The sequence below is a fragment of the Plantactinospora endophytica genome, assembly GCF_016862915.1.
GTDB classification, from domain to species: domain Bacteria; phylum Actinomycetota; class Actinomycetes; order Mycobacteriales; family Micromonosporaceae; genus Plantactinospora; species Plantactinospora endophytica.
Map to the genome: position 1 here is coordinate 1 of NZ_BONW01000060.1, position 13481 is coordinate 13481.

Below are 13481 nucleotides of genomic sequence, written 5' to 3' on the forward strand. Positions count from 1 at the left end.
GATCTGCCGCCGACCGTGCGCGCGGCCCGCAGGCAAGCCCGTCACACTTCGTAAACAGCCTGCCGTGTCGGGTCGACGCCCGGAACTGCCGATGTGCGCGAGTCGGCCAGGTCGCTTGCCTGTGCGCCGTAACGCATTTCGGTTCGCACGCAATAAACCCGTGTCGGCGTCGATGATCAGCCCGCGATAATGGCCGGCGTGGAAGAGGTCGCGGTCGTCGTCGCCCACAACGAGCGCGCGACCCTGCGCGTCGGCGACGTGTTCCTGAAGGTCGACAGCGATCAGGCGCGCATCGATGTCGAGGTCGAGGCGATGCGGCTGGCGCCCGTCCCGACCCCCGAGGTCCTGTGGCGCAAGCCGCCCGTCCTTGCGATCGCCGCTGTCCCCGGCCAGGCACTCGGCCGTCTCGGCGAGCCGTCGCCCGCGTCACCGGCGGCGTGGGCCGCGGCGGGCGCTGCGATCCGGAAGCTGCACGACGCGCCTCCGCCGCCGTGGGCCGGCAAGAAGCTCGTCGGGCTGGACGCGGAACTCGAGCGCGAATGCGCCTGGCTCGTCGACAGCGGCGTCCTGCCGGCCGACCTGGTCAACCGCAACCGCGAGATAGCCGAGGCCGCGATTCGGCCGTGGACGCCGGTGTTCATGCACGGCGACCTGCAGATCACCCACATCTTCACCGACGGCGACGAGGTCACCGGCGTGATCGACTGGTCCGAGGCGGCACCCGGCGATCCGCTGTTCGACCTGGCCATCCTGACCCTCGGGCACGAGGAACGCCTCGGCGATCTCCTCGCCGGTTACGGCACCGACGTCGACCGGGACGTGATCCGCGCCTGGTGGTCGCTGCGCAGCCTGCTGGCGTCCCGCTGGCTGATCGAACACGGCTTCGACCCGTCCTTGCCAGGCTGCGAGTTCGACGTACTGAGATCGCGGATGTGAGGCTGCACGAGCCCGACGGCCACGAGCGGTGACGGGGGCGCGGCTGGACATGCCGTTGTCACGATCGCTGCGAAGGCGCAGCTGTCGTGGCTCACGACCGGTGCGCGCCATCGCCCACGTTCTATGCGACGCCAAGCGTGGGCATCCGGATCTGCCGCAGAGCATGCGCGGCGGCCGGCGGCACACCGGTTACAGAGCGTGGCAACGTAGATTCATGCGCAGTATCCGGTCGTGCCGAGAAGCGGATACTTGATCAAGCGTTGGGCGCGCGTCATCCGTCAATCCGCCGTACACCTTGCGTTCACGTCCAGTTCTGACGTGGTTCAAAGCTGGCTTTGAGGTTCATCTGATTACGTCGCTTTCGTCCCTACCGGTAACCAGATGGGCTTCGAGGATGCGACTGCCGTTCCGACGACGTGCTGTGCCGCCGGATCGCCCCGGCGGCGGTGAGCCGTCAGACTCCGACCGTCCGCCGCCGCCGGGCAGCTTGGCTCCGGGCCGTAGTGATGATCACGCCGGTCATGCGCTGCGGGCGCCGAGCAGGCTGCACGCCTTCAACCGCTACGAGATCAAGTACCTGATGCCGAGCACCGCTGTGCCCGAGTTGCGCCGGGAACTCGCCCGACGGCTCGATGTCGACAGCCACGGTGTCGGTGGCGGTTACGGCGTCTGGAGCGTCTACTACGACACCCGTGATCTCCGTTTCTACTGGGAGAAGATCGAGGGTTTGCGGTTCCGCCGCAAGTTGCGGGTGCGGCACTACGGCGACCGATCGACCGTCGACGACGACAGCACGGTGTTCGTGGAGATCAAGCAGCGGGTCAACCGGGTCACCCAGAAGCGCCGGGTGGCGTTGCCGTACCACCTCGCCCGTGAGCTGTGCGATCGGCGGGTGATGGTCCCGCACGAGCCGGGCCAGCAGGCGTTCCTCGAGGAGGTGCTGGACCTGCTGTGCCGGCTGGACCTGCGACCGGTGGCTATGACCGGGTACCAGCGCGAGGCGTTCATCGGTCGGGGTGCCGAGGCCGGTCTGCGGGTCACCGTCGACCACCGGGTCCGGGGCCGTGACCGCGACTTCCATCTCGGCGCCGACGCCGAGAACCGGCTCATCGTCCCGGCTCGGCTGGCGGTGGTGGAGCTGAAGGCGAACGAGCGGGTGCCGTACTGGCTCACCGACCTCGCGGCCGACTTGAGCATGTCGGTGGTGCGGATCTCGAAGTACTGCCAGAGCGTCGAGGCGTTCGGCCGCGTACCCCGATCGGTTTTCCATGTTTCCGATGACGATCCCGCTGGTGCCCCGGCGCCGGCCGCTGCCCGAAGTGAGGCCTGACCCATGCCATTCGACGCCCAGGATTTGTCCGGCACGTTCAGCGTCGGTGACATCGCGATCGCGCTGTCGTTGTCGTTCGTGCTCAGCGCCATGATCGGCTGGGTCTACCGGTTCACCCACCGCAACGTCTCCTACAGCCAGTCCTATGTGCAGACCCTCGTCATCCTCGGCATGCTCATCGCGTTGATCATGCTGGTGGTCGGGTCGAACATCGCCCGCGCGTTCGCTCTGGTCGGGGCGTTGTCGGTGGTGCGGTTCCGCAACGCCATCAAGGAGACCCGCGACGTCGGCTTCATCTTCCTGGTGATGGGCGTCGGGATGGCTGCCGGTACCCGGTTCTACACCCTGGCGATCGTGGCGGCCGTGGCGATCTGTCTGATCATCCTGGTGATGTACCGGTTCAACTGGTTCGCCTCCAGCATCCAGCGGCAGGTGGTCAAGGTGCAGGTGCCGCCGGACGGCGACTACACCGCACACATCCAGGACGTGCTGATCGCGCACACCAGTGAGTTCGAGCTGGTGAGCATGGAGTCGATCCGCGGCGGTGCGCTGACCGAGATGATGTACACCGTCCGGCTGAAGAAGGGCCACGGACCCAGTGAGCTGATCACGGCTCTGGGCGAGCGGACCGGCGGACAGCGGGTCACCGTACTGACCGGCTACGACCAGACGGACCTGTGATGACCCCGTTACAGACGTCACCGGCGCCTGCGCGTGTTGCGGTACGGCGGAGGCTGGCGCACCGGATTCCGGTGCGGATACGGCACTACTGGAAGCTGCTCGCCGCCTGCGTGGTGTTCGTCGTCGTCTGCGCGGTGGTGTTCAGCACCGTACGGGTCACCCCGCTGGTGACCAGCAGCAGCGACACCAGCGCCGACCAGGTCACCCAGAACATCGTCGGGACAACGGATCTGTTCGACGCGACCGTGGCGCACCGGATCACGCTGACCTTCCGCGACGAGGACTACCAGCGGCTGCTCGACGACTTCTGGCAGGACGACGAGAAGAGCTTCCTCGAGGCCGACCTGACGATCGACGGCACCCGCATCCCCAGCGTCGGTATCCGGTTGAAGGGCAACTCCACCCTCGGTGGACTGACCCGTAACGGCGAGGCCCGCCAGCGGGGATTCGGCCGCGACCGGGCGCCGGGCGGCGGGCAGCAACCCCAGCCGGGCGGCGGCGACGGTTTCCCCGGCGGCGGTTTCCCCGAAGGTGCTCCGGAGGGTGCGCCGGGCGGCGCCCAGCCGGGCGGGGCGCGGGGCGGTGCCGGTCCGGGCGGGTTCGGCCGGGCATCGCTCAAGGCCGAGGAGCCGGAGAACCTGCCGTGGCTGATCCGCTTCGACGAGTTCGTCGAAGGCCGCCGCTACCAGGGCCACCGCGAGGTCGCGGTGCGGGTCGCCGGGATGGGCGGCGGCAGCACGGTCCTCAACGAGGCGGTGTCGCTGCACGTGTTGGCCACCGCTGGTGAGACCGCCCAGCGGTACGCGTACTCGAGCTTCACCGTCAACGGCCGGCCGACCACGGCCCGGCTCGTCGTCGAGCACCCGGACGAAGGGTTCGCCGACACGCTGGGCGGCAACGGTGTGCTGTACAAGAGCCTGGCCACCGGACAGTTCACCGACCAGGGGGATGATCCGACCAGCTACGCGGACGACTTCAAGCAAATCACGATGAAGGGCAGCCAGGACCTCCAACCCGTCATCAACCTCGTCAGGTGGGTCAACACCAGCAGCGACGCCGACTTCGCCGCCCACCTCGGCGACCACGTCGACGTGCCGGCGCTCGCCCGCTACCTGGCCGTGCAGAACCTGCTGCTCAACTTCGACGACATGGCCGGACCCGGCCGCAACTACTACCTCTGGTACGACCTGGGCACGAAGAAGTTCACCGTCGTCGGCTGGGACTACAACCTGACGCTGAGCGGTGCGGCCACCCAGGGTCCGCACGACACCGGTCGGATGGGCGGCCGGTTCCCACAGGCCGGGGGCGCTCCACCCGGCGGCTTCCAGCCACCGGAGGGCATGCATCTGCCGGAGGGCATGCAGCTACCCGAGGGCATGCAGCCGCCTGCGGGTATGCCGGGTCCGGACGGCGACGCCGCCGACGGACGGGAACGGCCGGGCGGTCTCGGCGGCAACAAACTCAAAGAACGCTTCCTCGCCAGCGCCGCTTTCAAACCGGTGTACGAGAACGCCTACCGCGACCTGTACCAGAAGATCTACGCGGACGGCACGGCGTTGAACGCCGTCGGAAGCATCACCGAGGTGCTGTCCACCGTCGACGGCTACGACGCGCAGAAGACGGCGGCGGACGTCGAGCAACTCAAGACGCTCGTCCAGCAGCGTACGTCGCACCTCGCCACCGACAGCGTCATCACCAGCGGGTGACGCGGTAACCGGCCGATGAGGCGCCGGCTGTTGCGGCCGGCGGTGTGTGGATACGGGCACACCGCCGGCCGCAACCGGCGTGCTGCTGAGCAGCGGCTGGCGGCCCGGCAGTCCCGGACCGCCAGCCGGTGTCGGTGACGGGGTTGCGAGGTTGGTGGACTCCGTCGCCGAAATTGACGACCCCGGGACACCGCAGGTGGACCGCAAACCGGCCCGGGCCGCTGCCTATCTGACCGTGAACCTCGACCTACGGCGTGGCGGTCGCGGCCGGACGGAGCACAGCGCAGGCCTGCATGGCCTCGGCAACCTTCGGGTCGGTGGTGGCCGGGTTGGCCCCCAGGTCGACACCCCGGTCGGCGAGGCAGTTCCGGTACGCCGCGTCGGCGTTGCGGTTGCCGCCGCCCGGCCCGCCCTGGCCGCCGGGGCCGTTGCCTCCCGGGCCGCCGGTGGGTCGCACCGATTCGCAGGCCTGCTGAGCCTTCTGCCAGGTCGCGTCGTCGACCCCTTCGGGCCGGAAGCCACCCATCCGGCCACCACCCGGGCCGCCGGACGGGAACGCACTGGGACGCCCGGACGGGAACGCACTGGGCCGGCCCGAGGGGAACGCGCTCGGCCGCCCGGACGGGAACCCGCTGGGCCGGCCCGACGGGAAGGTGTTCGAGATGTCGATGCCCTGGTCGCGAAGGCAGTCGAGGTACGCCGAGGCCCCGTCCGGCGCGGCTGCGGAGCCCTGGCCGGGATCGCTGGATCCACCGTCGCCGTCCGAGCCGCAGCCGGCCACCATGAGCAGCGCCGCCGACCCGGCGGCCAGCGCCAGGGTCCATCGTGTGCGGGGAGACTGTCGCGTACGCAGAGACACGGGTCCTCCATCCTCGTCGTGCCGCCGGGATCGGGAAACGTCCTGCGGCACGCCGGCCAATGCAACCGCCACTACCTCCGGGTCAGGTCAGGCCAAGCTCAAAAAACCCTTCGAATCGACTCTGAGGGAACTCCGAGGTACGGCTCAGCAACCTGCGAGGTGGGGCGCCGATACTCGCCGCTCATGGGCTTGTTCCGGAGAAGTTGGCGTGGCCGCGGCCGGCTCGCCGGGTGCGGTGTCGCCGCGCTGGTCGTGATCGGCATCGCGGTGGTGTGGACGCTGCACCGGGCAGAGCCGGCCCCGCCGGGCGGATCCGGCACTGCGCGGGTCGACCGGGGTGAGGTGGTCACGGCCGTCGCGACGACCGGATCACTCGAGCCGGCGCAGACGCGCACGCTCGGTTTCGCCGCCGACGGCACGGTGACGGCGGTCAACGTACGCCCCGGTGATCAGGTGAAGACCGGTCAGGTACTCGCCGAGATCGACGCCACCGACGCGAAGGAGCGGGTGGACGACAGGCGGCAGTCGCTCGACGACGCGGAGGAGGCGTTGACGGACGCGCAGGAGGCCGCCGACGGCGGTACGGCCGCCTGCCCGGTCGCCGCTCCCCGGATCGGGCAGGTCGGGGCAGTTGCCCTGGTCGCCGCAGGCGGCGCGACGCCGCCGCCGGCCAGCACGCCGTCGCCGTCGCCGAGCGGCCAGCCGTCGCCGTCCCCGTCACCGACCCGATCGACTCGTCCGCCCGCCGGCCAGCCGACGGCGAGCCAGCCGCCCCGCTCCGGTGGCGGTCAGGCACCCGGCAGCGGTCAGGCACCCGGTGCTCAGGTGCCGGGCGGTGGCCGTGGTGCCGAGTGTTCCGGTCAGCGGGCCGGTGATCCCGTGCTCGCCGCGCAACAGCGGGTGACGAGTGCCGAGGTCGCGCTCGCCGAGGCGGAGGACCAACTCGCCGGCACGAAGATCAGGGCCCCGATCGGTGGAAAGGTACTCACGGTGGCCGGCGCGGTGGGCGCCGACGTGGGCACCGGCAGTACGTTCGTCACCCTGGCCGACGTGGTGGGCATGCAGGTGGCGGCCGATGTCCCGGAGGCCTACGCGGGCCGTCTGACAATCGGCCAGAGCGCGACGGTAACGCTCGCGAACCGGCCGGGCGAGGAGTTCGCCGCCCGGGTCGTGCGGGTCGATCCGGTTGGCGCCGCCGATGGCGATCTGGTGCGTTACGGCGTCGTACTCGCTTTCGAGGAGGTTCCGGCGGAGCTTCTGGTGGGCCAGAGTGCGAACGTGCGGGTGCGGACCGGTGAGGTCGCCGGCGTGGTACGGGTGCCGTCGACGGCGGTGCGCGGCGACGCAACCGTGGTGGTCAGGACCGGCGCCGGCGATCAGGTCCGGGCCGTCGGGGTCGGGCTGCGCGGCGACCGGTACACGGAGATCAAGACTGGGCTGGTCGAGGGCGACGAGGTGGTCACAGCCGGCGTCGAGGGAAGTCCCAGCTAATTCTGAGGTATCTCGGATAGAAGGGATGACGTGGCTGGAAGGTTGACCCGAGTGCTCGTCGTCGACGACGAGCCGAACATCTGTGCCCTGCTCTCGGCGACGCTGCGGCTCATCGAGTTCGACGTGCGGGTCGCCAGCGGCGGGCACGAGGCGTTGGCGGCGGCGGTCGAGTTCGAGCCCGACCTGGTGGTGCTCGACGTGATGCTGCCCGACCTCGACGGCTTCCAGGTCGCGCAGCGGCTGCGGGCCGGGCCGGGGCCGCACGTTCCGGTGCTGTTCCTGACCGCTCGTGACGCGGTCGAGGACCGGATCTCCGGGCTGACCGTCGGCGCCGACGACTACGTCACCAAGCCGTTCAGCCTGGAGGAGGTGGTGTTGCGCATCCGGGCGATCCTGCGTCGCAGCCGCATCGAGCCGGACGGCGACACCGGCGTGCTGCGGTACGCCGACGTCGAACTCGACGAGGACGCGCACGAGGTGCGTCGCGGCGGCCGGCTGGTCGACCTGTCGCCGACCGAGTTCAACCTGCTGCGCTACCTGCTGGTGAACGCGGGCCGGGTGGTGAGCAAGGCGCAGATCCTGGACCGGGTCTGGAACTACGACTTCGGCGGTGACGGTCGGATCGTCGAGTCGTACGTCTACTACCTCCGCAAGAAGATCGACCGCTGGGAGCCGCCCCTGATCCACACCGTCCGGGGTGTGGGTTACGCGCTGCGCCGACCCCCGGACGAATGAGAATGCCCAGGTGGCGGCACTGGACGCTGCGATCCCGCCTCGTCGTCGCCGTCGCCGCGGTCAGCGCGGTCGCTCTGGTCGTGTCGAACGCGGCCGGCATCGTGCTGCTGCGTCAGTATCTCACCGACCAGATCGACAACCAGCTCGCCGGGATGCGACACGTCGCCGCCCGCCCGATGCCGCCACCCGATCAGGCCGGCGACAGTCCGTTCCCTCGGGGCCGCTTCGACCTGTACCGCACCATCCTCGTCTTCGACTCCGACGGCCGCCGGTTGCCGTCTCCGTCGCCCGACGAGATCTCACCACCCGACGTGGGGGCCTTCGACGCCTTGCGGGACAGGGCCGACGACGGGCCGTTCACCGTGGAGTCCGTCGACGGCGAGGACCACTGGCGGGTGGCGGTGGTCACTCAACCCGACGGCGGAGTGGCCGTACCGGCGATCTCGCTTCGCCAGGTCGAGGCGACCGCGGACCTGCTGCTCGCCATCGACCTGGTCGTGATGCTCGTCGTGCTGTTCCTGCTCGCGCTGGTCGCCGCTGCGGTGGTCCGGATCGGCCTGCGCCCGCTGATCCGGATGGAGAGCACCTCCGCCGCGATCACCGCAGGCGACCTGACCCACCGTGTCGACGACGCCGACCCGCACACCGAGTCGGGCCGGCTGGGTATCGCGCTGAACTCGATGCTCGACCGGATCGAGTCGGAGGTCGCCGCGCGGACCGCGTCCGAGCAGCGGCTGCGGCAGTTCGTCGCGGACGCGTCGCACGAGCTGCGTACCCCGCTCACGTCGATCCGCGGCTTCGCCGAGCTGTACCGGCGCGGTGGGGCGCCGCCGGGACGGCTGCTCGATGAGACGATGTCCCGGATCGAGGGCGAAGCCGCCCGGATGGGGCTGCTGGTCGAGGACATGCTGCTGCTGGCCCGGCTGGACCGCCAGCGGGAGCCGCAGCGGCGACCGGTCGACCTGCTCGCGATCGCCGCCGACACGATCCGCGACGCGCACGCCCGCCGTCCCGACCGCCCAGTTCGGTTGGCCAGCTTCGGCGGTGACCAGTGCGCGTTCGATCCGGTGACGGTCCTCGGCGACGAGCACGGGCTGCGCCAGGTCGCCACGAACCTGGTCGCGAACGCGTTGCAGCACACGCCGCCGCAGACCGACATCACCGTACGGGTCGGCCGGCTCGCCGCCTACCGTCCTCGCCGTCACACGGCCGCGACGGTCGGCGAGGAGCCGCCACCGCGTACGCCGCTCGCGGTGTTCGAGGTCGCCGACAACGGCCCCGGCCTGCCATCCGAACACGCCGGCCGGGTCTTCGAGCGGCTCTACCGGGCCGATCCGAGCCGCGCCCGCAGCAACGGCGGCTCCGGGCTCGGCCTGTCGATCGTCGCGGCGATCGTGCACGGTCACGGCGGCCGGGTCGAACTCGAGACGAGCCCCGGCCAGGGGGCCGCGTTCCGGGTGCTGCTGCCCACCGGTTCTCAGTCAGCTTTGAGCTAGCGCGGGGCTTGCTCCGAGCCGCCTCCTGCAAGCTGTCGCGCATGCGCCACACCCTCCCGAGGCTGCGCAGGCCGTCGCTACGAAGACTGCGGACGTCGCCAGCCCTGATCGTCAACGTCATCCTCGCCCTGGCGGTGGCCGGCGCGGCCACCTGGGCGTACACGTCGTTGCGCACCGCGGAGGCCGCCGAGCCGGACTCCGGCGGCAGCCGCACCGTCGCTGCGGCCCAGGGCACGGTCACCGCGACGGTCTCCGCCGCCGGCAGCGTCCGCAGCGCCTCGACGGCGACGGCCACGTTCGCCACCTCCGGCACCGTCACCGCGATCCGGGTGCAGGTCGGCGACAAGGTGACCAAGGGCCAGGCACTGGCGGTGGTGGACGACACCGCCGCGCGGCGGCAACTCGACGCCGCCCGGGCCAACCTCGACGCCGCGCAGGCCGCGCTCGACCGGGCGCAGGACGCCGACGGCGACACCTCCGAGGCCGAGGCGCAGGTGGACCAGGCCGAACTCGACGTCGACGAGGCCGAGGACGCCGTCGCCGGTACCACCCTCAAGGCGCCGATGGCCGGCACGGTGACCGCCGTCAACGGCACCGTCGGCGGATCCGCCTCCGGAAACGGCGGCACCGGCAGCAACAACAACACGAACGGCGGCGGCAACGCACCAGGCGGCACCTCCAACAGCGGCGGCGACACCGGGTCCGGGTCGGCGGCCGGCTTCATCGAGATCGCCGACCTGACCCGGCTGGAGGTCTCCGCGTCGATCGCCGAAGCGGACGCCACGAAGCTCAAAACCGGCCAGACCGGCACCGTCACCTGGAACGCCCTACCCGAGGCGCGGTCCACGGCCAAGCTCGCCGCCGTCGACCCGAACGCGACGACGGCGAACAACATCGTCACCTACGGGGTCACGTTCACCCTCGACGACCTGCCCGACGGGGTACGCGCCGGCCAGAGCGTCAACGTGTCGGTCACCGTCGGCCAGGCCGCCAACGTCGTCTACGTCAACTCGGCGGCCGTCACCAGCGCGGGCAACCGGCACACCGTCACCGTGATGGAGAACGGCCAACGAACCGTCCGCGCGGTCGAAGTCGGCCTCGAAGGCGACAACACGACCGAGATCACGTCCGGGCTGACCGCCGGAGAGCAGGTCCTGATCAACACGCCGAGCAACTCGTCCAACCAGGGGACATCCCCGGGCGGCGGCTTCCCCGGCGGCGGAGCGGGACCGGGCGGCGGTTTCCCCGGCGGCGGAGGCCCACCCGGCGGCGGACGGCTCGGAGGTGGCCGGTGACCGTCCTCGACGTACGCGCCGTCACGAAGGTGTACGGCCAGGGCGCCGCGACCGTGCACGCACTACGCGGCGTGTCACTGACCGTCGAACGCGGCGAATACGTGGCGATCATGGGTTCGTCCGGCTCCGGCAAGTCGACCCTGATGAACATCCTCGGCTGCCTCGACATCCCCACCACCGGCCAGTACCTGCTCGACGGCGTCGACGTGAGCCGGCTCAACGACCGCCAACTCGCCCTGGTCCGCAACCGACGTATCGGCTTCGTCTTCCAGTCGTTCAACCTGATCCCCCGCACCACCGCGGTCGCCAACGTCGAACTGCCGTTGGCCTACGCCGGGATCAAGGCGGCCGGGCGCCGTCGACGGGCCCGAGGCGCCCTGGACCTGGTCGGGCTCGCCCAGCGCGGCGACCACGAGCCGAACCAGCTCTCCGGCGGCCAGCAGCAGCGGGTCGCGGTGGCCCGGGCGCTGGTCACCGAGCCCGCCCTGGTACTCGCCGACGAACCGACCGGCAACCTCGACAGCCGGTCGACCGAGGACATCCTCGGCATCTTCGACGACCTGCACGCCGCCGGCCGCACCATCCTGCTCATCACCCACGAGGACGACGTGGCCGCCCGCGCCAGCCGCCTGATCCGGCTCGTCGACGGCCAGATCGTCACCGACGTGCGACAGCAGCGGGTGCCGGCATGAGCATCCTCGAGGTGCTGCGGTTCGCCGTACGCGGGATCGGCGCCAACAAACTCCGCTCCGGCCTCACCATGCTCGGCATCCTCATCGGCGTCGCGGCCGTGATCCTGCTGGTCGCCGTCGGCAACGGCTCCGCCCGCCAGGTCGCCGACCGGATCGAGGCACTGGGCACCAAAACCCTGACCGTGCAGGGCGTCGGCGGCAGCGACGCCCTCACCCCGACCGTCGCCGACGCGCTCGACGACCCCGTCCTCGCCCCCGACATCGCGTCGGTTTCACCCGTGACCAGCACCCAGGCGACCCTGACCTACCAGGGCACCGAACACTCGGTGCAACAACTCGTCGGCAGTACCCCGAGCTACTTCGCCGCGTCGAACTCGCCGGTCGGCGCCGGCACGGCGTTCACCGCCGACGACGTCACACAGGGCCGCCCAGTCGTGGTCATCGGGCAGACCGTCGCCGACGAACTGTTCCCCGGCGTCGACCCCGTCGGCAAGGAGATCACCGCCAACGGCGCCCTGTTCACCGTCATCGGCGTACTGGACGAGAAGAGCAGCGCCTCCGGCTTCATGGACGCCAACGACGTCGCGATCGCACCACTGACCGCGGTCCGGCAGGCACTGACCGGCTACGGCGCGCTCACCTCGATCGTGGTCGAGGCCCGTACCCCGGAGAAGGTGACCGACGCGCAGGCACAGGCCTCCCTGATCCTGTCCCAGCGAATCCAGACGCCCGCCACCTCGAACACCCAGCCGTACCGCATCCAGAACGCGTCCCAGCTCCTGCAGACCCAGACCGAGACGGCCGACACCTTCACCACCCTGCTCGGCGCCGTCGCCGGCATCAGCCTGCTGGTCGGCGGCATCGGCATCACCAACATCATGCTCGTCACGGTCACCGAACGCACCCGCGAGATCGGCATCCGCAAAGCCCTCGGCGCACCACGACGGGCCATCCTCACCCAATTCCTGGCCGAGGCCACCATGCTGAGCCTGCTCGGCGGCGGACTTGGCGTCGCCGCCGCCTACATCGGCAGCAACTTCACCATCGTCGGCGTCCGACCGGTCATCGTGCCCAGCTCGATCGCGCTCGCCCTGTGCGTATCGGTCGCGATCGGGCTCTTCTTCGGCAGCGTGCCCGCCAACCGGGCAGCCCGGCTCCGCCCCATCGACGCCCTCCGCTACGAATAACCCCAGGAGAACCCTGTGACAGCATCCACACTGGACGTCGAACTCGCCGCGGCGAACCGCCGCTGGTGGAACAGGACGACACTCGTCCTCGCCAGCGCGCTACTCCTCGTCGGCAGCCTGGTAGCCGGGATCGAAGTACAGAAAGCATTCGGCGCGCAACCCACCAGCACGGGACCAGGCGGGTTCCGGGGACAGGGCGGCTTCACCCCACCCACCGCTTTCCCAGGCGGCGGCGCACCCGGCGGCGGCAACCAAGACGGACGAGGGCGAGCCGCAGCCACCACCGGAACCGTGAAACTCGTCGACGGCACCACGATCTACCTACAGACGGAGTCAGGCGAGGTGATCACCGTCCGCACCGACGGCGACACGACCGTGCAGGTTCCCGGCGAGTTGAAGGCTTTCAAGGCCGGCGACAAGGTCAGCGTCGACGGCGACACCGACGCCGAGGGCTCGATAACCGCGTCGACGCTCACGAAAACCGACTGAGGCCACGACACGCAGCCAACGGAGAGCGCGATGAACGACGCGTCGGACACCGGCGGAGCCATCTGAGTGTTCGGTAACATCACCCGGGTCGCCGGCCTGAGCCTGCGCCTACCAGCCACATGGTCCATCCGACCGGGCCAGGACATCAGCAACATCAGATCCGACGACCTCGTACTGCTCGTCCACCCGACCATCGACGAAGTCGTCGCCATGGATCGGCAACTCGCCCACCGACCACAACTGGCAGTGCTGCTCGACGCATCAAGCCCGGCGGCCACCACAGCCGCAGTACTCGGGGCAGGAGTCGACGTCTGCGTGCGCGCCAGCTCAACCGCCGTCCTGGCCAGCCACCTACTCGCCTGCCGCCGTCGGCTGCGCCGCGCTAGCTGACTCCTCGTCGGCCGTGACCACACGGCGATCAGGCTCCCGATCCCCCGTGACGACGAGGGCCAGACAGCTCCACCACAGGTGTGCACGACAGCAGACTCGGTAGTGGTTCCGAGCCGCCCCTGGTGTGGGCACCGGTTCAGCTTTGACTCTCGGGCTGAGTGGGTGAGGGCGAGCCGACAATGGGCGTCCGCATC

Annotated in this window: 13 protein-coding genes; 12 read left to right on the forward strand and 1 reads right to left on the reverse strand. The window is 70.3% G+C overall.

Annotated features, from left to right (window positions below):
- The first annotated feature begins 189 nt into the window (after nucleotides 1-189).
- The 4 genes from Pen02_RS40875 to Pen02_RS40890 all read left to right on the forward strand — a co-directional run bounded on the left by Pen02_RS40875 (nucleotide 190) and on the right by Pen02_RS40890 (nucleotide 4653).
- Nucleotides 190-936, forward strand: coding sequence for a phosphotransferase family protein (locus Pen02_RS40875; RefSeq protein ID WP_203871590.1), 747 nt, complete (start codon nucleotides 190-192; stop codon nucleotides 934-936).
- Between the two features lie 394 nt (nucleotides 937-1330).
- Nucleotides 1331-2266: a polyphosphate polymerase domain-containing protein gene (locus Pen02_RS40880; RefSeq protein WP_203871591.1), complete on the forward strand. Its 936-nt coding sequence runs from the start codon at nucleotides 1331-1333 to the stop codon at nucleotides 2264-2266.
- A gap of 3 nt (nucleotides 2267-2269) precedes the next feature.
- A complete protein-coding gene (locus tag Pen02_RS40885) occupies nucleotides 2270-2947 on the forward strand; it encodes a DUF4956 domain-containing protein (RefSeq protein WP_203871592.1) in 678 nt (225 codons plus the stop codon).
- Between the two features lie 71 nt (nucleotides 2948-3018).
- Nucleotides 3019-4653, forward strand: coding sequence for a CotH kinase family protein (locus Pen02_RS40890; protein WP_239142032.1), 1635 nt, complete (start codon nucleotides 3019-3021; stop codon nucleotides 4651-4653).
- 247 nt (nucleotides 4654-4900) lie between these two features.
- Here Pen02_RS40890 and Pen02_RS42390 read toward each other — a convergent pair whose 3' ends face one another.
- Complete coding sequence (locus Pen02_RS42390; protein ID WP_239142033.1) at nucleotides 4901-5512, reverse strand: hypothetical protein; 612 nt, start codon at nucleotides 5510-5512, stop codon at nucleotides 4901-4903.
- Between the two features lie 183 nt (nucleotides 5513-5695).
- Here Pen02_RS42390 and Pen02_RS40900 point away from each other — a divergent pair, with 183 nt between their 5' ends.
- From Pen02_RS40900 to Pen02_RS40935, 8 genes are all read left to right on the forward strand, one after another.
- A complete protein-coding gene (locus tag Pen02_RS40900) occupies nucleotides 5696-7003 on the forward strand; it encodes an efflux RND transporter periplasmic adaptor subunit (RefSeq protein WP_203871594.1) in 1308 nt (435 codons plus the stop codon).
- Between the two features lie 30 nt (nucleotides 7004-7033).
- Nucleotides 7034-7738 (forward strand): response regulator transcription factor, encoded by a 705-nt coding sequence (locus Pen02_RS40905; protein ID WP_203871595.1) that lies wholly within the window; start codon nucleotides 7034-7036, stop codon nucleotides 7736-7738.
- Entirely contained in the window at nucleotides 7735-9234 is a 1500-nt protein-coding gene (locus Pen02_RS40910) for a sensor histidine kinase (RefSeq protein WP_203871596.1), read from the forward strand. Before Pen02_RS40905 ends, Pen02_RS40910 begins: the two co-directional genes overlap by 4 nt.
- 41 nt (nucleotides 9235-9275) lie before the next feature.
- Nucleotides 9276-10529, forward strand: coding sequence for an efflux RND transporter periplasmic adaptor subunit (locus tag Pen02_RS40915; protein ID WP_203871597.1), 1254 nt, complete (start codon nucleotides 9276-9278; stop codon nucleotides 10527-10529).
- On the forward strand, nucleotides 10526-11221 hold the full coding sequence (locus Pen02_RS40920) for an ABC transporter ATP-binding protein (RefSeq protein ID WP_203871598.1): 696 nt from the start codon (nucleotides 10526-10528) through the stop codon (nucleotides 11219-11221). The genes Pen02_RS40915 and Pen02_RS40920 overlap by 4 nt, the downstream gene beginning before the upstream one ends.
- The gene (locus Pen02_RS40925; protein WP_203871599.1) at nucleotides 11218-12408 is read left to right on the forward strand and encodes an ABC transporter permease; all 1191 of its coding nucleotides are present in this window, start codon (nucleotides 11218-11220) and stop codon (nucleotides 12406-12408) included. Before Pen02_RS40920 ends, Pen02_RS40925 begins: the two co-directional genes overlap by 4 nt.
- Nucleotides 12409-12699: 291 nt before the next feature.
- Nucleotides 12700-12897, forward strand: coding sequence for a cupin domain-containing protein (locus Pen02_RS40930; RefSeq protein WP_203871600.1), 198 nt, complete (start codon nucleotides 12700-12702; stop codon nucleotides 12895-12897).
- A 66-nt stretch (nucleotides 12898-12963) separates the two neighbouring features.
- A complete protein-coding gene (locus Pen02_RS40935) occupies nucleotides 12964-13287 on the forward strand; it encodes a hypothetical protein (RefSeq protein ID WP_203871601.1) in 324 nt (107 codons plus the stop codon).
- The last annotated feature ends 194 nt before the right edge of the window (nucleotides 13288-13481 follow it).